Below are 23,189 nucleotides of genomic sequence, written 5' to 3' on the forward strand. Positions count from 1 at the left end.
ACTTATGTCTAGATTGAAAAGGCAAACCAAGTTAGCCAAGGTAGAGCTCACAAGACAAAATAAACGAAGAAAGCAGTGATCAATTAGGATGTTTGATTGTTGTTTTATAGTTACAAATGTAACTCTTCGAAAATTAGAGCAACCACTGATACAACCCAGAACAGTCATCGTTGTATCGGAGCGTTAAAGGAAGAGAATATGCTTGCCAACACACCAGATAGAGAAAAAACAACAGCCGAAGCCCAAGAAACCTTACACCAAGAAGGCATGCTTGAAGTGACTGGTACCCTTTCACCAGAACATCAGGCGATTTTCCCTGTTGAAGCCCAAACCTTTTTATCTCTTCTGTGTGCTCAGTTTGCCAGCCAGACCGATACCTTGCTTTCTCAACGTGAAGAAAAGCAAGCACGTATCGATGCTGGGGAGCTGCCAGACTTTCTCGAAGATACACAAGATATCAGAGAAGGTAGCTGGAAAATTCTCGGGATCCCTCAAGATCTGCAAGACCGCCGCGTAGAAATCACTGGTCCTACTGACCGTAAAATGGTGATTAATGCGCTGAATGCGAACGTGAAAGTGTTCATGGCGGACTTTGAAGACTCGATGTCCCCCGCATGGGATAAGGTGTTAGATGGTCAAATCAACCTGCGTGACGCGGTAGAGGGCAACATCAGTTACACCAACCCGGTTAATGGTAAGCAATATGAGTTGAAGGATGATCCAGCGGTTTTGATCTGCCGAGTGCGTGGCTTACACCTAAAAGAAAAACACGTGACGTTTAATGGTGAGATCATTCCGGGAGCTTTATTCGACTTTGCGCTTTATTTTTACAATAACTACAAAGCGCTAATGAAAAAGGGCAGCGGCCCTTACTTCTACCTACCAAAACTGCAATCGTATAAAGAAGCGCAGTGGTGGAGCAAAGTGTTCCATTTTACTGAGGATTACTTTGGCCTAGACACAGGCACTATCAAAGCCACCGTGCTGATTGAAACACTGCCAGCCGTATTTGAAATGGATGAGATCCTATTTTCGCTTAAAGAGCATATTGTTGGCCTTAACTGCGGTCGCTGGGATTACATCTTTAGCTACATCAAAACACTGAAAAAGCACCCAGATCGTGTCCTTCCGGACCGTCAGGTTGTGACCATGGATAAGCCGTTCCTCAATGCCTATTCGCGTTTACTTATCCGTACTTGTCATCGTCGTGGTGCATTTGCAATGGGGGGAATGGCAGCATTCATTCCAGCAAAAGATCCACAGGAGAATCAAAAGGTTCTCGACAAAATTCAAAACGATAAATCACTGGAAGCAAATAACGGCCATGACGGTACTTGGGTAGCTCACCCTGGATTGGCCAATACAGCAATGGAAGTGTTTGGCAGTGTTCTGGGTGAGAGAACCAATCAACTTGATGTTTCTCGTTCAGACGATGCGCCAATTACTGCCAATGATCTGCTCGCGCCTTGCCAAGGAGAACGAACAGAGCAGGGCATGCGCCACAATATTCGAGTGGCACTTCAGTACATTGAAGCTTGGATCTCTGGCAATGGCTGTGTCCCTATCTACGGCTTGATGGAAGACGCCGCAACAGCAGAAATTTCCCGAGCGTCGATCTGGCAATGGATTCAGCATGGAAAAGCGCTCGACAATGGTCAGGTGGTAACCAAAGCCTTGTTTGAGCAGTACCTTAGTGAAGAAATTGACGTCGTGAAAAAAGAAGTTGGAGATGAGCGTTATCAGTCGGGTCGTTTTGAAGAAGCGGCTGAACTGATGACCAAATTGACCACCAGCGACGAACTCACGAACTTTTTAACTATTCCAGGTTATGACTACTTGGACTAATGAATCAATAACAACATCAGTAACGTGAACATTTCGAGGCGGAGAAGGATGTACCGCCAGAGAAAAATAAAAACAGCGCCCGTATTGTCAACAAATAGCAGCGCACATCAAAAGAGGGATAGACCGATGACTAATTTAACTCGCCGCCAACAAATCGAAGCTCTTGAAAAAGACTGGGCAACTAACCCACGCTGGAAAAATGTAAAGCGTCCATATACAGCAGAAGAAGTCGTAGAACTGCGCGGTTCGATGGTGCCAGCCAACACAATCGCACAGCGCGGTGCGGACAAACTGTGGTCTTTGGTCAACGGCGATGCTAAGAAAGGCTACGTAAACTGTTTGGGTGCACTGACAGGTGGTCAAGCGGTGCAGCAAGCGAAAGCGGGTATTGAAGCGATTTACCTATCGGGTTGGCAGGTAGCGGCTGACAACAATACTGCATCGACCATGTACCCTGACCAGTCACTTTACCCAGTTGACTCAGTACCTTCTGTGGTTAAGCGCATTAACAACTCATTCCGCCGCGCAGACCAGATTCAATGGTCAAGCGGTAAGTCTCCTGCAGATGAAGGCGGTATCGATTACTTCCTACCAATTGTTGCAGACGCCGAAGCCGGTTTTGGTGGTGTGCTCAATGCTTACGAGCTAATGAAGTCGATGATTGACGCAGGTGCGGCAGGTGTTCACTTTGAAGATCAGCTAGCATCCGTGAAGAAATGTGGTCACATGGGCGGTAAGGTTCTGGTTCCGACTCAAGAAGCAGTGCAGAAGTTAGTTGCTGCACGTCTAGCAGCTGACGTAGCAGGCACCACTACACTGGTTATTGCTCGTACGGATGCAAACGCGGCAGACCTACTGACTTCGGACTGCGATCCGTACGATAAAGACTTCATTGTCGGTGAGCGTACTCAAGAAGGGTTCTACCGTGTACGTGCAGGTATTGACCAAGCTATCTCTCGCGGCCTAGCTTACGCACCATACGCTGACCTTATCTGGTGTGAAACGGCAACTCCGTGTCTGGAAGAAGCGCGTAAGTTCGCAGAAGCGATTCACGCTGAATACCCAGACCAGCTGCTTGCGTACAACTGTTCTCCTTCTTTCAACTGGGAGAAGAACTTGGATGCAGAAACCATTGCTAAATTCCAGCAAGAGCTATCTGACATGGGCTACAAGTACCAGTTCATCACACTAGCGGGTATTCATAATATGTGGTTCAACATGTTCGAACTGGCGCATGACTACGCACAAGGTGAGGGTATGCGCCACTACGTTGAGAAAGTACAGCGCCCTGAATTCCAGGCGGCAGAGAAAGGCTACACCTTCGTTGCTCACCAGCAAGAGGTGGGTACAGGCTACTTCGACAAGATGACCAACACCATCCAAGGTGGCAACTCATCAGTCACGGCTCTGACTGGCTCAACAGAAGAGGACCAGTTCTAAAGTATCCCTGTCATGATGACCAAGGCTCTCTCTTACTAGCCTTCGGTCATCGATATTCTGTTTAGGCATAAACTTTGACATGCTTTGAGCGACATTAAGTCGCTCTTTTTTTATTCAGATATTATTATTTGTATCATTATAATTTATATAAATTCCTTACATGCTTCAAAATAGGCATTTGTTCTGTAAATATTTTGTTGTTTGGTTATTGTTATTATTGATAATTCACGGCCTTGATGATGATTAATAACCTTATATTATGCGCCGTTTTGCTGTTTTTATTTGTACTCTGTTCTACTCCATCACCGTTTTTTCTTCGGAGTCCGGAGTGTCATCAAATGTTATTTCATTACCGAGTGGTCCGGGGACAATACAAGGATTAGGTGAAGGGTTTAAAACTAGACTAAATACAGGTTCATCAACGGATACATTATCTATTCAACTACCTAAAGGTAGGAATGATTACTCGCCAAAGCTATCTATACAGTACGATAGTGGATATGGGAATGGTATTTTAGGTGTTGGAAGGAAATTATCTCTTCCATTTATTCAAAGAAAAACAACAGACGGCTTACCTTCTTATATTGATGGTAATGATTATTTTGTAAATAATGATGGTGAAGACTTAGTCGCGATTTCTAAGGACGAGTATAGAGCAGAGATCGAAGGGAAATTTCTTCGCTATGTAAAGTTCGGGAATGAATGGAATGTATATCTACCAGATGGTTCTTTGTGGAAGTTTGGTAAAGAGCTAGACTCCACTATCTCTAGTGGGGAAAAAACTTTTCGTTGGTATATTGAAAGCATGCGTGATGCAAATGGAAATCTCGTAGAGTTTAAATATACAAAGCTTGACGAAACGACGGCCGTTTACTTAGAGAGCATTAGCTATAACGATGGAATCAGCAAAGTACTTTTTGAGTATGAAATTAGGCCTGATATTTTACTTTCTTATAGATCAACATTCTCTGTAGAAACAAGGTTTAGAATTGAAAACATATCAACTTTTAATTACGGGGAGAAGGTTTTTAGTTATGAGTTTAAATACGATAGCATAACTGATTGGAACTCTCTTTCACGTTTAGTAAAAGTTAGAAAAAACGCAGGTGATGGCTCTATTTATGGCCCTCCTACTAGTTATACTTATACCAGCTTTTCTATAGATAATCCTGTAACCAAGTATGTACCATCAGCAAAAACAATCCCATTATCTAGCCCTGATACTGACTTTATTGATATTAATGCTGATGGTTTACCTGATGTAATAAATACTGGCGCATCGAAACATACATATTGGTTAAATCAAGGTCTCGGCGACAATCAAGACGTTTCTTTTTCTCCGATGGAGAGAATGGGAACCTACACACGTTTAAAGCTGTCAGATAAACGTGTTAAGTGGGCTGATGTTGATGGTAATGGTCGAGTCGATATCCTAACGCTAACTTCAGTTAGCGGACAGTCCTATTCACTTAACACATCTCATAGCTGGGAGGTATCTGCGCGCTACGGCAGAACAGGGATTAATGCAGACTCAGATTCAGCAAAAATTGTTGATTTAAATAATGATCGACTCCCGGACATTTTTACGACCAACTCTAGTTCATCGGGCACCGTTTATTCCCATACCATTTCGATTAACAATGGTAATGGTTGGGATATAGCAACTACGATGCAGATGCCTTTCGGAAGTGAAGGCGTCAAATTAGGTAGCCCAGATACTTTTCTCGCAGATATCAATGGGGACAATCTTTCTGATCTTATTCATATAGGTAGAACCAAAATGACTTACTTCCCTGGCAAAGGAGTGAATGGTTTTGGAGAAGCTATTAATGTCGCTGACTTTAGTGCCATAGGAAAGCAATTGTTTGATACCCGGAGCTTACGACTCTCCGATGTTAACCATGATGGTATGGTAGATCTCATTTACCTAAATGGAAAGACAGTGACATTGTGGCCTAACACTGGATATTCGGATGATTCGTCCGAGTGGACATATGGAAAAGGTCAAACTATCGAGCATGACGGAGGATTTGCTCCAACTGCCGTTAAATTTGCTGATATTGATGGTGATTCTGTTTCCGATATTGTTTGGTATCGTCCGGGAAAACGTGACAAGTCATTTTCTTATATTTCACTTGCAAATGGAGTTCAAGCCAACTTATTAGCTAGCATAGATAATGGTATAGGTTTAATAACGAATATTTCTTATGAGCCTAGCTCGAGTCAAATGAAAAAAGAAGAAATGAGGGGAAGCCCATGGAAGGTGGTATCTCCAATTTCCATTCCTGTTGTTAATAGCACTATAACTATTGATAAAAGCCGCCCGAAAAAACACCGAGCTAATACACTTTATAGATATTACGATAGTTTTTATTCCCCAGATGAAAGGCGTTTTACAGGGTTTCTCAAAACTGAAGTGATAGAACCATCTACTCCAAATACTCAAGGCCTAGTTACTAAATACGAATTTCTTTCAGGTAAAGAACAAAAATCCTTGATAGGAAAAGCTGTTTCAATAACTGTTTCTTCACCAGATAACAAAGTCTATTCACAAGAGAAATTTGACTGGGATACGAAAACTCTATTCAGTGATACATTTGATGGACGTCAGGTTACTTACTCACATTTATCTAAGTTAGAAAAGCAAGTTATTGAGAAAGGCTCGAAAGAGCCCGTTACTCTCGTATGGGATTACGAATATGACAATTATGGAAATCAGACTAGGGAGATGTTTTGGGGAAGATTAGATAACAAGTTTGTTGATGAAAAAGAAACCTTACGTACATTCAGCTCCAGCAATTCAGAATCAGTAGACAATTGGCAACTAAATCGCCTAACTGAAGAAATTGTGCAAGATGGCTCTAAAAAGGTGCTTTCTAAACAACAATGGCTATTTGACGATGAAACGCATGCTTTAAGCAATTTAGGACGAGTTACAAATGGTAATCTGACATCCCATGTTCAATGGGTTAATCCCGCTTATTCTAGTGAACGGATTTATACTTCGCGTTATAAGCACGACCAGTATGGAAATACCATTCAGATATTAGACCCGTTATATGGAATTGAGCCGGGCCACTATAGGAGCATTCGTTTTAAAGATGGCCTCTATCCAGTGTCTGAGGTTATTCAGTTAGGGGGCATTGGACTGTCTGTTTCCGCTGGTTTCGATATGACGCACGGAGTAGTGAGTCATTATACAGATTTTAATCAGAATACAACGTTTTACGATTATGATGGTTTAGGGCGGCTTATTTCTGTTGTTAAACCGAATGATAGCACCTCCATGCCAACGCGATCCTTTAAATACGGATACCAATCAGAGTTTGAAGACTCACATGTCAACTGGATTGAAACAGAGCAGCGAATTGAAGCTGGAGGAGTTGCGAAGAGAAGTCGATCCTACTTCGGAGGCTCTGGTGAACTGCTGATGAAGGTCGAAGAGTCAGAAGACGGATTTAGGGTAAACAAGCGTAATGTTTACGATGCGAGAGGAAATGTTGTTCAAGAATACCTTCCTTATTTCTCTTCAAGCCTTAGCTTTCATAACTGGGAGCATCAAGATCCTATCGAAAGCAGCTTTGATGGGCTTAACCGCTTATTAACGCAAAGCCTCCCGGCAACAGCGACACAAAGTTCTACTTATACGTCTAGGACATATTACCCCTTGGCACTTTGGGTGCAAGACACAGCACAAACATTATCTGGAGGAAAGCACTCAGGGGCTGGAAAGCATATGTATTTCGATGGGTTAGGGAAGCTGCGCTTGATTTCTGAAATAGTTGGTGTTGATGAGTCGGGGGAGAGAGGAGGTCTTCAAAAGTGGAACACTCAATATGATTTTGACGCGCTAGGCAACTTTACTCGTTTGATTGATGCTTATGGCAATGAACGACACATGGTGTATGACGGGTTAAACCGGGAGGTGTATGCTAGTGACCCTAACCGAGGAGAGATTTGGCGTCGTTATAATTCCGCTAGCAAGTTGATTACTGAAATCGATTCGAGAGGAGTTAAAAGGCTCTATCAATATGATGGTGCAAACAGAATAAGCGCTAAATATTACCGTGCGAACGAGGTTGTACCAAGTAGCCCTTACGAAGAGCTGTCTTTTGAGCGAATGGGAGCTAAAGAAATTGCTCAGTATCGTTATGATAGTGACGGCGGCCGAAAGGCCAACTTACTTGGACGTTTATCTTCGGTAAGCAATGAGTCAGGCTCAGTTGCTTATGGTTACGACACTAATGGAAATAGGAATTATATCGCTAAGGAGGTAAAAGCTTTTGGGACAACTTCTAATATTCATGTAATGCAAAAAGAGTTCAATAGTGCAGGTCAAATAGTTAAAGAAATTTTCCCTGATAATACTTTTCTTAGCTACGCCTTTGGTAAAGGGGGAGAGCTCATAAAGTTAGGCGGTGTCGCTTCTCAATTGACGTATTCAGCTTCCGGAAAAATAACGTCGATGAAGCTAGAGAATGGGACAACAAGAAGCTTTTCTTATGACAATTTAGATCGGTTGATTGAAACTGAAACGTGGAGAGATGAAGACTCCGTTTATCTTCAATCATTACATTATGAATACGATGAAGCGTCTAACATCACGTCTATTGAGGACCAAAGAAGTCAGTCGGAAAAGTCGATTATTGCAAAAGAGTTAGGGGAAGCATCTCGCTGGAAGATGCTGGATCAGACACAGTCGATTGAGTATGACGATTGGTATCGAATTTATAGCAACCGAAATGTAACTTCTAGCAGACAGTATCGCTTTGACCCTATTGGAAACTTAATCCAGTTATCTGAATCCAAACAGGCTACAGGATCAAATGTTGTTCGCAATATGCTTTATGGAGGAGAGGCCTCAGAGATTCCAGGTGTTCACTCAGAGTCCATCAAGTTCAATGATAAGAGGCCTGGCCCCAACGCTCTGACTCAAGCAGGTAACCAAAAGTATAGCTATGATGCGATCGGGAACCGAATCAGTTCCGGAGATCATACTCTGGAATGGGATCATTCTAGCCGTATGATCTCTGCGACTAGCTCAAGTATGAGCGCAAAGTATTCCTATGATCATCATAATCAGCGTACAGCCAAAAAATTTACCGATTCGTCGGGAAAAGAGCACATTGTGTTTTATCTATTTCCCAATGTCGAAATTCGAGATGGACGCATATATAAATACGCTCGTATTGAGAATCAAAGAATTGCTGTGTCGACTCAGGCTTCAGGAACATTTTCTGCGGATAAATATTTTATTAAGCAACATCAACATTCGACTGAACTGACATTGGACCAAAATGGTGGCGTGTTAAGCGCTTTAAGTTATCAGCCTTTCGGTGAAGCCAGTGCTGAATTGGGACGTGGTAGTGAAGTTCATTATCGGTACTCAGACAAAGAAAGGGATCCTGAGACTGGCCTCGGCTATTTTGAGCAAAGGTATTTGAATACGTCTCACGGGCAATTTATTACTCCCGATCCTGTTTTTTATCACTCAGACCGGTTCACCGATCCTCAGCAATGGTCACCATATGCTTACGCTCGCGGCAACCCTATCACGTACCATGATCCTGAAGGTGAGCTTATTGTTCACCTTGGAGCTGTGGCTCTGGGGGCTGCTATTGGAGGAACCGTTAACGTGGCTATGGATATGCTCGCAGGTAATGAGTTTAGCTGGAATAGTTTTGCAACAGGGGCTATAGCTGGGGGGGTTGGAGCGATAGGCTTTGGGAGTGGTGCTGCGGCTAAAATGCTTTCAGGTTGTATATCTGGGATAGCGGCAGATACAGTGATAAAAAAAGGGTTTGTTCTAGAATCGGCCGCAACAGCTTGTGTAATTGGGGTGACCGTCGGCCCTTCTAGTAGTAAAGCGGTAAAAAAAATGTGGAATGACGCTAAGCCTTATGGGCAATTTTCACAAGGCTCTGTGCCTAATAACCTACAAGGACGTGTAGCGACAGGAATGGTACCTAAACAGGACCCTCATACTGTTGTAAAAGAAGTAGCAATGAGCACGACACTTTCTACAACATTATCTGCAGTGGTAGCCAGTGGTAATAATGAAACCAGTGACAACAATGGTACAGGCTCTGGTGGAGACAAAAATGATAATAGAGCCAGAGGACATAGTACCTCAAATTCTAACGGTGTTGAAAATGTGCAAAGTGATGCGACAGAGTCGTCAGTAAATAAGTCGGAAGAGTAGTGATGAGATTGATTATACAGAGAACTCTATGGCTTGGTGCGCTATTGTTTTTATTGTTTTTATTGTGGCACCTATTTTATTTTGACGTAGATGGATACTGTCAGGCAATAAAATATGAGATGTATTTTAGTGCTAGTGTTGAAAATCATTTATGTCAATCGATAGAAAAAATACATGTGGCAGTTTTTATTTCTAGTTTTATTGTATTTCCACTGTGTCTAGTCATAGGCTGGTATGACAATTGCTTTTTACCCAAGGATATCAGTAAGTCAAAAATAATAATGGTTTTCATAGCTGCTTTGGTGTTTTTATCTCTTAGTCTTATTTTATTTTCAATTTATGACTCATTTGTCTACCTAAGAGAGGTCAATAGTATTTGGCATTCTAGAAATAGTGAGGATGCGGATTACTTTGACTTGATAATTTCTTCTTGCGCATTGAATTTACTTTTTGGTGTTGGGATTATTAAGTCTCTAAAAGATGAATATGAATATAAGAAACATAACAGAATGAATGATTGGTTATAATGCCAATTTGTCTATAACTCAAAAGTAAAAGATAAAAAATGAATTATACTAAACAAAGTTTGGTAGGGCTTTTTATGCTCTTAATAATGTTATCTACCAGGTCATATGCTTCTGACACTATCGAGGAGTCGTATCCATTTGGTGATGAATTTATTTATTATACGTGCCCTGATGGTTTTGATAAAAAAGGAAATAACTGTGAGAGAGAGGTATTTGAACCTATATCACTAAAATGTGAAGATGGTTTTTCATTGAGTGCTGATAAGCAAAGATGTACCAAAATAGTGACACAAGCTCTAAGTTATTCTTGTCCTTCAGGTTTTAAAAATAATAAGAATAATTGCAAAAAATTGACTATAGAAAAGGATTATCGAGCCCCACTTGTTAGACGTCAGAATAGTCGTAATAGGGACTGGGTTGAGTATAATTATAAAAACGGCCGTGCGTCAGTGGTTCATATATATGGGACATATCAAAAAGTATATTGGAAAGGGAGTCTCATCTATAGTGGTGGGCTTGCTGGGCTTCCACACAACCACGGTGGTTGGGAGTACACTGCGGGCCGCGAGATGAAGCGGTTCGAGGGTAAACCTCAATATGAGATTATCCGAACGAAAGTTGTATATTCTTCTCGTTTAGAGCATTGCCCTAGTGGTTATACTAAACAAGGAGGTATATGTGCTAGGCAGGTATCAAAAGAGCCTATTGAGTTCTGTGTACAAGGTATAAAAAATGATACTACTTGCACAATAAACTTGACCCAAACACCCAAAAAGAACTCTCCTATTCAGGATGTTATGTCAACATTATATCCTGAATATTCTAGTAACCCAGAGGTTAAAGGTGCAGCAGCATTTCGTTATCTAGAACGAATGTATACCTTAGATCCTGAAACTGGGGATATTATTTCTGCTTTATCAAACAATGAGAAGGTATCAAGTTATAGTGATTTGTGGGGCGCTGTAGAGAAAGACAAAGCTGATAATGCTATTGAAGTTCTAGAAGGTTTCTCATCACTTAGGCCAGATCTGGCTTACCTAGAATCAGCGCTAATAGATGTTTACTATGATAGAGCTGCGGCTGATTATATTCTCGCGAATCGCTCAATCGATGAATCCAGAATACGTTGGATTGAGCAATCAAGTCTTTCTGATATTGAGTTGAGCCGCCAAGAAGCGGTCGATATTCTTCAGCGAACATTAGTCGAATACTGGAGTCTGGTTGAGAATCATACACAAGCATTTATCACCGCAGTTCCTGAGCGCGATTTGCAAAGTGCGATTTATTTAAATGAGGAAGGCCAACACTCGCCAGTTTATGAGGGAGAGCCCTTAGTAGTTGGCTACAAAGATGTGCTTCTTGTTTATCAAGTGATGAATAAGCTGCTAGAGCAGCAATCTTATTTGAGTAAGGTTAAAGCTATATATGCGGGTTCTAGTGAGCAAAAAGTCCAATTAGCGAACGAAGCGCAAACTGTACTCGAACTGGTTTTAAATAAGGAATCTCAGTTAAGTGCACTATTGGAGAATCATAGCCAAACACATTTCATGCTGTCGTCAGAAAAGGCTAAGCTTGAAAGTTATTCGCAGCAGCTTAAAGCAATAATTCAATGGTTAAGAGGTAATGGCAACTATTTGGGGCTTCCAGATGATTTTGTCTTACTGTTACAGGGGTACAAGCCACAAGGTAGCGTTGTTCATGATTCATTTGACGCGATAGAAATGATGCTTGAGGGACAATATGGGCTAGTCACAACAGCTCAGCAAGCACTCATTAAAGCACAGGAAGCACGTGCTAACTACAAATATCAGAGAGATATATTCAGACAAACATTTTCTAAAGAACAACGTGTATTGAATGATAGATTGTTTGCGCTTCTCGGATGTACTCTAGAAAAAGGTGATTCTCGTTCGTGTGATTCGCAATCTCAGTCGAACCGAAAAGGTAGTTTGATTGCTCAGCAACAGGTGAGCATAGAGGCAGCGAAGTTAGCTGTGCAGAGAGCCGAAGCGGCGCATAAATCCATCTCTGAGAATATTTCAATTGAATTAGAAAGAATTGAAAAAGAAAAGCAGGTTAGTAATGCAGTAGAAAAAATTGCAGTTTTGTTTGGTAGGAATGAACTTCTTCTTAGTAAATTAATTAAAGACAGTCAAACATCTGCAACCAATATGCATGCGGTTATTAATTCTGAGAGTACAAAGCAATCTTTAGAGACTCTAAAAGGATTCGTGAATAGCTCAGGTCAAATTGACATGCCTGTTTTGCTGGCGGCGCTAGAAGATTTAAAATCAAATCTAAAAAGCATGCCAGCTGATCGATCAGATAATTATACTCAGACTTTAGCTGTTCTTGAGCGTGCTGCGATTAGGGGCTTAGAGCGTGGGCTTTTAGACCTAAATTCTGAAGCTAGAATCAAAGCACTTACCTTGGAGTTAGAAACGACAAAAGTAGATATTGCTAAATCTCTTGTTTATCTGGAACAAGAAGTAGAAAGATTGATAGGTTTTAGCTCTGAAGCTCGTCGCTTAATTGCTCAGTTGAATCAGAATGAGGTGCGCCAAGCTGAAAGGTATTATGCAGACCCACTTCATTATAGTGATCTGACTGCTGAGACACTGCGAGCTGAGTTGTACTTTGTAGAGCTACAAGAGTGGCTTTTCTATGCCGTTCAGGCATTGGAATATAAATGGCAAGAACCTTTTTACGATCGAACTAGGGGGTTCGATAAAGACTCGGTGTTTGAGATTCAGGATATTCAGCAACTTGTCGATTACTTTGCTTCTCTGAAGCGCTTCGATGACGTGAGAAATTTTAGAGCAACTCAAGAAGCGACCGATACCGTATCGTTGAAAAAGCATATCTTTGGGTACGTTGATACTCTGAGAGGAAAGACAATGTGGTACCCATCGCCTGATGGAACAGGAGAAATGCTTACTGCTGACGAGGCTTTTAAAGCTAAACTACAGCAGCTTTCTAGACGAGTCGGGACCGATTATTGGTTTACGGCTGAGTTTAGTACAGTTAAAGAGCTACCTAGGACCAATTTCTTCCAAGGGCCGGTTGTAGCAGATGAAGGAGATCTGACTTGTTTGTTAGATGCTGGTACGTATTTGGATAAGATTGATGCAGTCTCCCTCAACCTAGTTGTAAGCCATGATGTTTCAGGAGAAGTATCGACACCTGCCTATTTAACCTACGGCGGGAATAACTATATGCGTAGTCGTATACCAGGTGCTCTTACAGACAACGAAGATGGTGTTAAGGATGAGTTAATTGCTTATTCTGCTCGTTTCTGGGATGTATCCAATGGTGGCTTTTTCGCAAAAGATAGTTACCGCCAGCAGATGAAAGCAAATATTATGCTTAGCTATGACAAGAATTCAGAATTGCTAAATCCTACATATTCGTTTAAAGAAAGAAGTGTAGCTGCTTCAGGGTGGAGGCTTTCCGTCAAGTTAAGTGATAGATATGGCGATATTGTTGATCTAGAAAGTATTGATGATATTGAAATGCGTGTTAAACATCGCTTCCAGTCACGCAATGCTGAAACTTGTGGCGGTGGTGACCTAGGGCCACTCCTATTACTTAAATAATTTGGTAAAGCACAGAGCCTCATAATAACTTATGAGGCTCTTCTTATCATCACTCAACTTCTTCAGGTTCAACTTCTTCTTGCAGCTCAAGCAGATTAATAGCGATGGCAACAAAGTCACTGTCAGTGATGATACCGACTAACTGGCCTTTTTCTACCACAGGCAAACAGCCAACCTTGTGTTTTTGCATGTAGATGGCGCTTTCTTTCAACCCAGCTTGAGGAGAAACTGTCATGACACCGGTTTTCATTACTTCATACAGTGGTGTGTTTAAGGTGTATGACTGATTTTCGGGAATTTTTTGTAAACTTGATTCTTGTGCGGCCAACACGTCACGTTGAGAAACCACGCCCAGTAATTGCTGATTAGCATCGACGATGGGGACGTGGCGAATATCTAGTGCTTCCATGGTATGTTTTGCGTCGGCAAGTTGGTGCGAGCGCAGTAACGTATGAGGGGTGCGCGTCATCATATCTTCGACTTTTATCATGGCTGCCTCCTGAGTTATTGTTTTGTTCTCTCTTAATATAGTAACTTTCTGCTCGGCAGTATGAGAGCTGGATAGATTTTCATTCCGATAACCTTGAAAATAATGTGGCGAATTGTGTACAGAGAATCCAGCCAGATTTACAGCCTTCTTGCTCACTCAAATTAATTCAATACGGATTACAATAATTCACACCTCAATCCTTGCTATTGAGCTGGTGGGGAATATACTAGTCGGCTGCGAAAAACTCGTCGTCTGTTTGTGACAGAATCAGTTCGACTTCCATCACGACATTAAGAAATCACGACAAAAGATTAGTAACATGCAAGTATCCGATTTCCACTTTGACTTACCTGATGAGCTTATTGCTCGTTACCCTCAGCCAGAGCGTACTGCTAGCCGCTTGCTTCAACTCGACGGCAACAGCGGTGAACTTAACGATGGCACGTTTATCGATGTGCTTGAGCAAATACAGCCGGGCGATCTCGTGGTTTTCAATAATACTCGTGTGATTCCAGCGCGTATGTTCGGCCGTAAAGAGTCAGGTGGTAAGCTGGAAGTATTGGTGGAGCGTGTGCTGGATGAAAAAAGTATTCTGGCTCATGTGCGCTGTTCTAAATCCCCTAAACCGGGCTCAACCATTTTCATTGGTGAGAACGACGAGTACTCAGCACAAATGGTTGCCCGCCATGATGCCTTGTTTGAACTGAAATTTAATGCAGAACAAAACGTTTTAGCGGTATTGGAAGAGATTGGCCATATGCCGCTTCCTCCTTATATCGATCGCCCTGATGAAGACTCAGATAAAGAGCGTTATCAAACGGTCTACAACGAAAAACCGGGCGCAGTAGCGGCGCCAACAGCTGGTTTGCATTTTGATGAAGCTTTGCTTGAAAAGATGAAAGCGAAAGGTGCTGAGTTTGCTTATGTGACGCTTCACGTAGGCGCAGGTACATTCCAACCGGTTAAGGTCGACAACATCAACGATCACCACATGCACGCAGAGTATGTGGAAGTACCACAAGAAGTGGTCGATGCGATTAAGGCAGCCAAAGCGCGTAATGGTCGAATAATAGCAGTGGGTACAACATCGGTTCGCTCACTAGAAAGTGCTGCGCAGGATGCATTGAAAAAAGGCACTGAACTTGCGCCATTTTTTGGTGATACCGAAATTTTTATCTACCCAGGTTACGAATATCAATTAGTGGATTGTTTGATCACTAACTTCCACCTGCCAGAATCGACACTGATTATGTTGGTCAGCGCATTTGCAGGTTATGAAAATACCATGGGTGCCTATAAACACGCCGTAGAGAATAAATACCGTTTCTTCTCGTATGGTGACTCAATGTTTATTAAAAAGAAAACTTTATAATTTAGTTGTTTACGAGTGCTAGCAGTAAGCTAGGAAGCAGTGATTTGTTTCTCGCATGGAAGGCGACCGCTCCTCATAGAGCTTAAAGCTCTGAACTTAAAGTCAGACTGTTTCTCTGACAATTGGAGGCTTCGTGAAGTTAAAATTTGATCTTAAGAAGAAAGATGGTGTTGCACGTCGTGGTCAGCTGACCTTTGAGCGTGGTACTGTTCAGACACCTGCTTTTATGCCTGTTGGTACTTACGGCACTGTTAAAGGTATGACGCCTGAAGAAGTGAAAGGCACAGGCGCTGAAATTCTTCTTGGCAACACTTTCCACCTTTGGTTACGCCCGGGTCAGGAAGTCATGAAAATGCATGGCGACTTGCACGATTTTATGAACTGGCACGGTCCTATCCTGACAGATTCAGGCGGTTTCCAAGTATTTAGCTTAGGTGATATCCGTAAAATCACTGAAGAAGGCGTACATTTCCGTAACCCTGTAAACGGTGACAAAATTTTCATGGACGCAGAAAAGTCGATGGAAATTCAGAAAGACCTTGGGTCTGACATTGTGATGATCTTTGATGAATGTACCCCATACCCAGCGACACACGCAGAAGCGAAAAAGTCGATGGAAATGTCGCTGCGTTGGGCTCAGCGCTCACGCGACCATTTCGATAAGCTGGAAAACCAGAACAACCTATTTGGTATCGTTCAGGGTGGTGTTTACGAAGATTTGCGTGATGTCTCGGTGAAAGGCCTGACCGAAATCGGTTTTGACGGCTACGCGGTCGGTGGTTTGGCTGTTGGTGAACCCAAAGAAGATATGCACCGTATTCTTGAGCATACCTGTCCACAGCTTCCTGAAGACAAACCTCGTTACTTAATGGGGGTTGGCAAACCAGAAGATTTAGTAGAAGGTGTACGCCGTGGTATTGATATGTTTGACTGCGTAATGCCAACGCGTAATGCCCGTAATGGGCATCTGTTTGTGACTGGTGGTGTGATCAAGATCCGTAATGCGAAACATAAAACGGATACAACACCATTGGATCCAGAGTGTGACTGTTACACTTGTCAGAATTACTCTAAGTCGTATCTGCATCACTTAGATCGTTGTAATGAGATTCTAGGTGCTCGCCTGAATACTATTCACAACTTGCGTTACTACCAGCGTGTGATGGAAAGTATTCGTCAGGCGATTGATGAAGATCGCTTTGATGAATTCGTCAAAGAGTTCTATGAACGTCGTGGTCGCGAAGTGCCACCACTGGCGAAAGAGCAGTCATTGACTAAATAAAAGAATTAAAGCCTTTGGCATTTCGCCAGAGGCTTTTGCTAATAAAGTAGGCAGACGCAGTGAATTTTTGAGAGAGTGATCTCTAATAGTCATTCTTTTTCTTGAAACTCAACGGCGTAAGCCCAACTTGGAATATTAATAAAAAATAATAGAGGATTGTTTTAATGATTATTTCTCCAGCTTACGCAGCAGAAGGCGCACCAGCAGGCGGCGGTTTCGAAATGCTAATCATGCTTGGTATGTTCGCGGTAATTTTCTACTTCATGATTTACCGCCCACAAGCTAAGCGTGTAAAAGAGCATAAGAGCCTAATGTCTTCCATGGGCAAAGGTGATGAAGTTCTGACTAGCGGCGGCCTAGTGGGTAAAATCACTAAGATTGCAGAAGACAACGACTACATCTCAATCGAGCTAAACACGAATAACGAAGTTGTCATCAAGAAAGATTTCGTTACTGCAGTGCTACCAAAGGGTACGCTGAAGTCTCTATAAAACAGCTAAAGGATCCTCGCTGTGCTTAACCGCTATCCGTTATGGAAGTACTTGATGGTGGTGCTTACCATCGCTATCGCAGCATTGTATGCACTTCCAAATATCTACGGTGAAGATCCGGCAATTCAAGTTACAGGGGCGCGTGGCGCCTCTGTAGATATGTCAACGCTGGATTCTGTCACCGAAGCTCTTGATGAAAAAGGCTTATCTCATAAATCCATTGCTCTCGAAAATGGATCCATTCTTGTACGCTTCAACGATACCGACACTCAGATCAGTGCTCGTGATGTGATCAATGAAGCGCTAGGTAAAGACAAAATTGTTGCTCTCAACCTAGCTCCTGCTACCCCTGATTGGTTAGAAGCGGTTGGCGCCGCGCCAATGAAGCTCGGCCTTGACCTGCGCGGTGGTGTTCACTTCCTGATGGAAGTAGATATGGACGCTGCGATGGAGAAACTGGTCGGCCAACAGGAAGAAGCTTTCCGTAGTGAACTACGTGAAGCGGATATTCGCTACCGTACGATTCGCACTTTGGGTAAAGATGCGGTGGAAATTCGCTTACGCAACGAAACTCAGCTTGCGGACGCTAAACGCATAATGCAACAAAATCATCCTGATATGACGTTTGTTGATTCAGATGCAGATGGCCGTTTCACCTTGACTGCTACTTTTACAGAGCAACGCCTTACTGAGATTCGTAACTACGCTGTTGAGCAGAACATTACTATTCTGCGTAACCGTGTAAACGAACTGGGTGTGGCTGAGCCACTTGTTCAGCGTCAGGGTGCAAGCCGTATTGTTGTTGAACTGCCAGGTGTTCAGGATACGGCACGTGCGAAAGAAATTCTGGGTGCGACAGCAACACTTGAATTTCGCGAAGTCGATGATAAAGCGGATCTCGCAGCTGCAGCAAGAGGCCGAGCGCCCGCGGGCAGTGAAATCAAGCAAGACCGCGATGGTCGTCCAGTTGTGCTTAAAAAACGTGTAATCCTAGGTGGTTCTAGCATCACAGATGCGAGCTCAAGTGTGGATGAATATGGCCGCCCTCAAGTTAACATCTCGCTAGATAGCGAAGGTGGTAACAAGATGTCTGCGTTCTCGAAGAAGAACATTGGCAAGTTGATGGCAACGGTATTTGCCGAGTACAAAGACAGTGGTCGTCGTACTCCAGAAGGCAAAGTCATTCTTACTAAGCATGAAGAAGTAATTAACCAAGCGACAATTCAATCTGCCTTGGGGCGTAACTTCCGTATCACAGGTATTGATTCCGCTGCTGAAGCACACAACTTAGCGTTATTGCTTCGCGCAGGTGCTCTGATTGCGCCAATTTCTATCGTTGAAGAAAGAACCATTGGTCCTTCTATGGGGCAACAGAATATCGATATGGGTATTCAGGCGATGATCTGGGGTATGGTAGCGGTCATGCTGTTTACGCTAATGTACTATCGTAAGTTTGGTTTGATTGCCAACGTAGCGCTAATGGCTAACCTTGTGTTGATTATCGGTGTGATGTCGATGATTCCGGGCGCGACGATGACCTTGCCTGGTATTGCCGGTATTGTTCTGACGGTCGGTATGGCGGTCGATGCCAATGTGCTGATCTTCGAGCGGATACGCGAAGAGCTGCGTGACGGACGTAGTCCTCAGCAGGCGATCCATCAAGGCTATGCGAACGCATTCAGTACGATTGCCGATGCCAACATTACCACTTTGATTACCGCAATAATCCTGTTTGCTGTAGGTACAGGCGCAATCAAAGGCTTCGCGGTGACACTGTCTATCGGTATCTTAACGTCTATGTTTACTGCCATCATTGGTACACGTTGTATCGTGAACCTGATGTACGGTGGTAAGCGCATCAACAAACTGTCGATCTAAGGCTAGGAATTATTATGTTTCAGATTCTAAAAGCAGACAAAATGATCGACTTTATGCGTTGGTCTAAGTTTGCGTTCCTATTGTCGGTGCTGATGATTGGTGCATCGATTTTTACTCTGTCTACCAATTGGTTGAACTGGGGGTTAGACTTTACAGGCGGTACGCTGATTGAAGTTGGCTTTGAGCAGCCTGCTGATTTGGAAGAGATCCGTAGTGCCCTCGATGCGAAAGGCTTTGGCGATGCCACGGTACAGAACTTTGGTAGTGCCCGTGATGTGATGGTTCGCCTGCGCCCTCGTGATAATGTGGCAGGTGAAACACTAGGAAACCAGATCTTAAGTGCAATCAAAGACGGTACGGGTGAAAATGTAGAAATGCGTCGTATCGAGTTCGTTGGCCCGAATGTGGGTGACGAGCTAACGGAAGCCGGTGGTTTAGCGATCCTAGTTTCTCTGATCTGTATCTTGATCTACGTTTCGGTGCGATTCGAATGGCGTTTAGCGGCTGGTGCGGTGCTTGCTCTGGCGCACGACGTTATCATTACGCTAGGTGTTTTTTCATTGATGCAAATCGAGGTTGACCTGACGATTGTGGCAGCCTTGCTGACGGTAGTGGGTTACTCGCTTAACGATACCATTGTTGTATTTGACCGTATCCGTGAAAACTTCCGTAAGATGCGCAAAGGCGAACCTGCTGAAATCATGAACAGCTCAATCACGCAAACATTGAGCCGTACCTTGATTACATCTGGTACTACCTTGTTTGTGGTGATTGCCCTGTTTACGCAAGGTGGTGCTATGATTCATGGCTTCGCTACCGCACTTCTATTGGGTATCACTGTGGGTACATACTCTTCAATCTATGTGGCTTCGGCACTGGCATTGAAACTGGGTATCACCAAAGAACACCTGATGCCTCCTCAAGTTGAGAAAGAAGGCGCAGAATTTGACGAAATGCCATAAGGCAAAACGTATGCTATGAGAAAGGCCGCTGATTGTTCAGCGGCCTTTTGTTTTATAGAGCGATACTAAGACCCCGTTCGGTACAAGACATTGTCATCGGAGTTGTTATGATAGATAAAAATACAATTAAGGAAGCAAGCTATGCCACATTTACGTTTTCGTGCTGTCGAGCCGCAAACGGTTCAAACTTTATCAAAATCTCTGATTGATGAGTTACAGCCACACATGGATTGCCCTCGTGAAGATTTCACATTCGAGTACATCTACACTACGTTTTATCATGAAGGTGAGGTGAGTCAGGCCTATCCGTTTGTTGAGGTATTGTGGTTTGATCGTGGGCAGCAAACTCAGGATGCTGTCGCTGCGATTATTACTCAGCAAGTGCGTGGGATGATTGGCGAAGATGTGGATGTCGCGGTGATTTTTACCGCTCTGGATGCCAAATCCTACTACGACAATGGTGAGCATTACTAAACAGAAACGTTAGGAGATAGTTCATGGGATTGGCAATCAAAGGATGGTTGAAGCATGTTGGTCTCGCGGTATGTCTCCTTTTTACCTCTTCACTTCAGGCCAGCCCCTGGGAGAAGATCCAATCACCTTCGACGCAATCTCCTCAAGCGATTGGTAGCTATACCAACGGTTGTCTTGCAGGCGCGGCGGCACTGCCTCTTCAAGGAGAGGGCTACCAAGTATTACGTAGCCAGCGACAACGTTACTATGCTCACCCGCAGGCTGTTAGTTTTGTTCAGCGTTTAGCCGCTCTGGCTGCGCAGCGCCTTAACACTCGTATTTTGATTGGTGATATCTCATTACCTCAGGGGGGGCGCTTCTCTTCTGGGCATTCGAGCCATCAGACTGGCTTGGATATTGATATTTGGCTCAAGCTGGCTGATGACAAGCTTTCTTCTCAACAACTGAGTAAGCCTGAACCAATGAGCGTGGTCAATCTTCAGCAGTATCAGTTAGTCAAACGAAGCTGGGACCAGCGCCACTTCGAATTGATCAAAATGGCGGCAAGTGATGAGGAAGTTGCACGCATTTTCGTTCACCCTGTCATCAAAGAAAAACTGTGTACACAGGAAATACCAGCAGAGCGGGGCTGGTTGAGAAAAGTCAGACCATGGTGGGGGCACCATTATCATATGCATGTCAGGCTCAAGTGCCCTGAGGGTAGCAGCGCGTGCAAACCACAGTCTGCGCCGCCGAAAGGCGACGGATGTGGCGCTGAGTTGGCCAGTTGGAAACCACAGCCCAAACCTGCCGCGCCAAAAGTCGCGGTAAGTAAACCGAAGAAGAAAAAAATGAAAGTGATGCCGATGGAATGCCAGCTACTGCTGGAAAGTATTTAAGCAGGATTGCTCAATTGAATAAAAAATGCCGCTCAGTGGAGCCAATGTAGATCAGATAAGGATCGGTTGACCGATCCTTCTGATGAGAGACAATCGGAAATCTGTTTATAGGTTTCCGATTTTTTATGTCTATTCAACACTTCTTTGCCGACTTCCTTGAAGAAAACCCTGTTGATGTTGCCCAACTCACCACCTTTTCTGAACACATTCCCGATGCGTGGGTAGCTAAAGCAGCCTCACTGTCCGATAAAGCGACTATCCGTCGACGCCGATTACCGAGCGATATGGTGTTGTGGCTGATTGTGGGTATGGCTTTTTTCCGCAATGAACCCATTGCCGAAGTCGCTCGAAGAATGAACGTCTGTGCTGACGGTTTGGCTGATGAAGAGCTATTGGCAAAGAGCGCCTTAACCCAAGCAAGACAACGCTTAGGCAAAGCAGCACCCGAATGGCTGTTTAAGCAATGTGGGAAAACGTGGGGACTTGAGCGATACCCTGATGATACATGGCAAGGCTTACAAGTTTTTGCTGTCGATGGCGCTCTTTTTAGAACGGCTGACACACCAGAATTGAGGGAACATTTTGGCTCTGGAAATACGTCTAGCAACAGACAAACACCTCATCCAGTATTGAGAGTTGTGACTATGATGAATGTTCGCTCTCATGTCATCGTTGATGCGGCGATAAGCCCGTATCGCCGAGGTGAAATTCCTCTAGCGATGCCTTTCATCAACGCTCTACCAGACAACTCAGTGACGTTACTGGATAAAGGTTTTTATGGTGCAGATTTACTCCTTTCTCTGCAAAACAGTGGAATAAATAGACACTGGCTTCTCCCTGCAAGGAAAGGAGTCAAATATACTCTACTGGATGATAAAGAAAGCAGTGACATGCTTGTGGAGATGAAGGTCTCACCGCAAGCTCGTAAAAAGAATCCTCGTCTTCCAGAAAAATGGACAGTCAGAGCCGTCAGTTATGAGGTTCAAGGTAAATCCAAAACGGTGTTTACCTCGCTTCCTAGAGAGCAGTATGACGCTCAATCTGTGGCAGAGCTTTATCATGAAAGATGGGAAATCGAATTAGGTTATCGTGACATCAAGAGCTCAATGCAACACAACGCTTTAGTGTTGAGAAGCAAAACAGTCGAACTCGTCTATCAAGAGCTGTGGGGGTTATTACTTGGTTATAACTTGGTGAGACGAGAGGCTAGTCAAGCTGCCGTTGAACACGGACGCTTACCTAATGAAATCAGCTTTAAGTACGCTTGCCAATTTATAGCCAGCCAGCTCAAAATGATGAGTAAAGCGGTGTCTTTAGGTAACACGCCGAAACGCTTAAAGAGCCTTCGAGGAGATTTATCTATCCTCTTTATAGACAAACGCCCTAAGCCAAATCGGCCTAGGGCGGTAAAAATATCAAAGACCCGATACCCTGTTAATCGCTACGCAGCTCCTCTTAAGTGAACTACGTTGCGCTCAGTGGAGCGGCATTTTCTGTTTAGGCTAACCCTTGGATGATGACGAACTTTTCTAACAACTCTTCTTCAGTCTCGACATGATTTGGGTCAGTGATGATGCACTTGGTGATTGGGCACACCGACTGGCAGGTCGGCTTCTCATAGTGGCCTTTACATTCAGTGCAAAGATCGGGGTCGATCTCAAAGATAGTGTCACCCATGGTAATCGCGCCGTTTGGGCACTCTGGGTCACACATATCACAGTTAATGCACTTATCCGTGATCAACAACGCCAT

General features: G+C 43.6%; 15 protein-coding genes. 13 read left to right on the plus strand and 2 right to left on the minus strand.

Annotation, left to right across the window (positions count from 1 at the left end):
* The first annotated feature begins 198 nt into the window (after positions 1 to 198).
* The 5 genes from aceB (at position 199) to CTT30_RS03035 (ending at position 13,610) form a co-directional block, all read left to right on the plus strand.
* Positions 199 to 1,845 carry a malate synthase A gene (gene aceB / locus CTT30_RS03015; RefSeq protein WP_252035997.1) on the plus strand — a complete coding sequence of 549 codons (1,647 nt, stop codon included), beginning with the start codon at positions 199 to 201 and terminating at the stop codon, positions 1,843 to 1,845.
* Positions 1,846 to 1,971: 126 nt separating this feature from the next.
* Positions 1,972 to 3,285, plus strand: a complete 1,314-nt coding sequence (aceA, locus tag CTT30_RS03020; protein WP_239867231.1) for an isocitrate lyase — start codon at positions 1,972 to 1,974, stop codon at positions 3,283 to 3,285.
* Between the two features lie 328 nt (positions 3,286 to 3,613).
* Entirely contained in the window at positions 3,614 to 9,487 is a 5,874-nt protein-coding gene (locus tag CTT30_RS03025; protein WP_252035998.1) for a toxin TcdB middle/N-terminal domain-containing protein, read from the plus strand.
* Complete coding sequence (locus CTT30_RS03030; protein ID WP_252035999.1) at positions 9,487 to 10,014, plus strand: hypothetical protein; 528 nt, start codon at positions 9,487 to 9,489, stop codon at positions 10,012 to 10,014. The genes CTT30_RS03025 and CTT30_RS03030 overlap by 1 nt, the downstream gene beginning before the upstream one ends.
* A 38-nt stretch (positions 10,015 to 10,052) precedes the next feature.
* Positions 10,053 to 13,610, plus strand: coding sequence for a hypothetical protein (locus CTT30_RS03035; RefSeq protein ID WP_252036000.1), 3,558 nt, complete (start codon positions 10,053 to 10,055; stop codon positions 13,608 to 13,610).
* A gap of 49 nt (positions 13,611 to 13,659) precedes the next feature.
* Here CTT30_RS03035 and CTT30_RS03040 read toward each other — a convergent pair whose 3' ends face one another.
* Positions 13,660 to 14,100, minus strand: a complete 441-nt coding sequence (locus CTT30_RS03040) for a CBS domain-containing protein (protein ID WP_239876750.1) — start codon at positions 14,098 to 14,100, stop codon at positions 13,660 to 13,662.
* Between the two features lie 319 nt (positions 14,101 to 14,419).
* Between CTT30_RS03040 and queA the strand changes: the two genes are divergently transcribed.
* The 8 genes from queA (at position 14,420) to CTT30_RS03080 (ending at position 22,900) form a co-directional block, all read left to right on the plus strand.
* Positions 14,420 to 15,472 (plus strand): tRNA preQ1(34) S-adenosylmethionine ribosyltransferase-isomerase QueA, encoded by a 1,053-nt coding sequence (gene queA, locus CTT30_RS03045; RefSeq protein WP_252036001.1) that lies wholly within the window; start codon positions 14,420 to 14,422, stop codon positions 15,470 to 15,472.
* A gap of 133 nt (positions 15,473 to 15,605) precedes the next feature.
* Positions 15,606 to 16,754 carry a tRNA guanosine(34) transglycosylase Tgt gene (gene tgt, locus CTT30_RS03050; RefSeq protein ID WP_239867241.1) on the plus strand — a complete coding sequence of 383 codons (1,149 nt, stop codon included), beginning with the start codon at positions 15,606 to 15,608 and terminating at the stop codon, positions 16,752 to 16,754.
* A 164-nt stretch (positions 16,755 to 16,918) separates the two neighbouring features.
* Positions 16,919 to 17,245, plus strand: a complete 327-nt coding sequence (yajC, locus tag CTT30_RS03055; RefSeq protein ID WP_239867245.1) for a preprotein translocase subunit YajC — start codon at positions 16,919 to 16,921, stop codon at positions 17,243 to 17,245.
* A gap of 21 nt (positions 17,246 to 17,266) precedes the next feature.
* A complete protein-coding gene (gene secD / locus CTT30_RS03060) occupies positions 17,267 to 19,123 on the plus strand; it encodes a protein translocase subunit SecD (RefSeq protein WP_255906172.1) in 1,857 nt (618 codons plus the stop codon).
* Positions 19,124 to 19,137: 14 nt separating this feature from the next.
* A complete protein-coding gene (secF, locus tag CTT30_RS03065; protein WP_239867247.1) occupies positions 19,138 to 20,085 on the plus strand; it encodes a protein translocase subunit SecF in 948 nt (315 codons plus the stop codon).
* A 141-nt stretch (positions 20,086 to 20,226) separates the two neighbouring features.
* Positions 20,227 to 20,559 carry a tautomerase family protein gene (locus CTT30_RS03070; RefSeq protein ID WP_252036002.1) on the plus strand — a complete coding sequence of 111 codons (333 nt, stop codon included), beginning with the start codon at positions 20,227 to 20,229 and terminating at the stop codon, positions 20,557 to 20,559.
* 23 nt (positions 20,560 to 20,582) lie between these two features.
* The gene (gene mepA, locus CTT30_RS03075; RefSeq protein WP_252036003.1) at positions 20,583 to 21,437 is read left to right on the plus strand and encodes a penicillin-insensitive murein endopeptidase; all 855 of its coding nucleotides are present in this window, start codon (positions 20,583 to 20,585) and stop codon (positions 21,435 to 21,437) included.
* Between the two features lie 125 nt (positions 21,438 to 21,562).
* Positions 21,563 to 22,900 (plus strand): IS4 family transposase, encoded by a 1,338-nt coding sequence (locus CTT30_RS03080; protein WP_252036004.1) that lies wholly within the window; start codon positions 21,563 to 21,565, stop codon positions 22,898 to 22,900.
* 34 nt (positions 22,901 to 22,934) lie between these two features.
* Here CTT30_RS03080 and CTT30_RS03085 read toward each other — a convergent pair whose 3' ends face one another.
* Complete coding sequence (locus CTT30_RS03085) at positions 22,935 to 23,189, minus strand: YfhL family 4Fe-4S dicluster ferredoxin (RefSeq protein WP_006959752.1); 255 nt, start codon at positions 23,187 to 23,189, stop codon at positions 22,935 to 22,937.

The sequence above is a fragment of the Vibrio coralliilyticus genome, from assembly GCF_024449095.1.
GTDB classification, from domain to species: domain Bacteria; phylum Pseudomonadota; class Gammaproteobacteria; order Enterobacterales; family Vibrionaceae; genus Vibrio; species Vibrio coralliilyticus_A.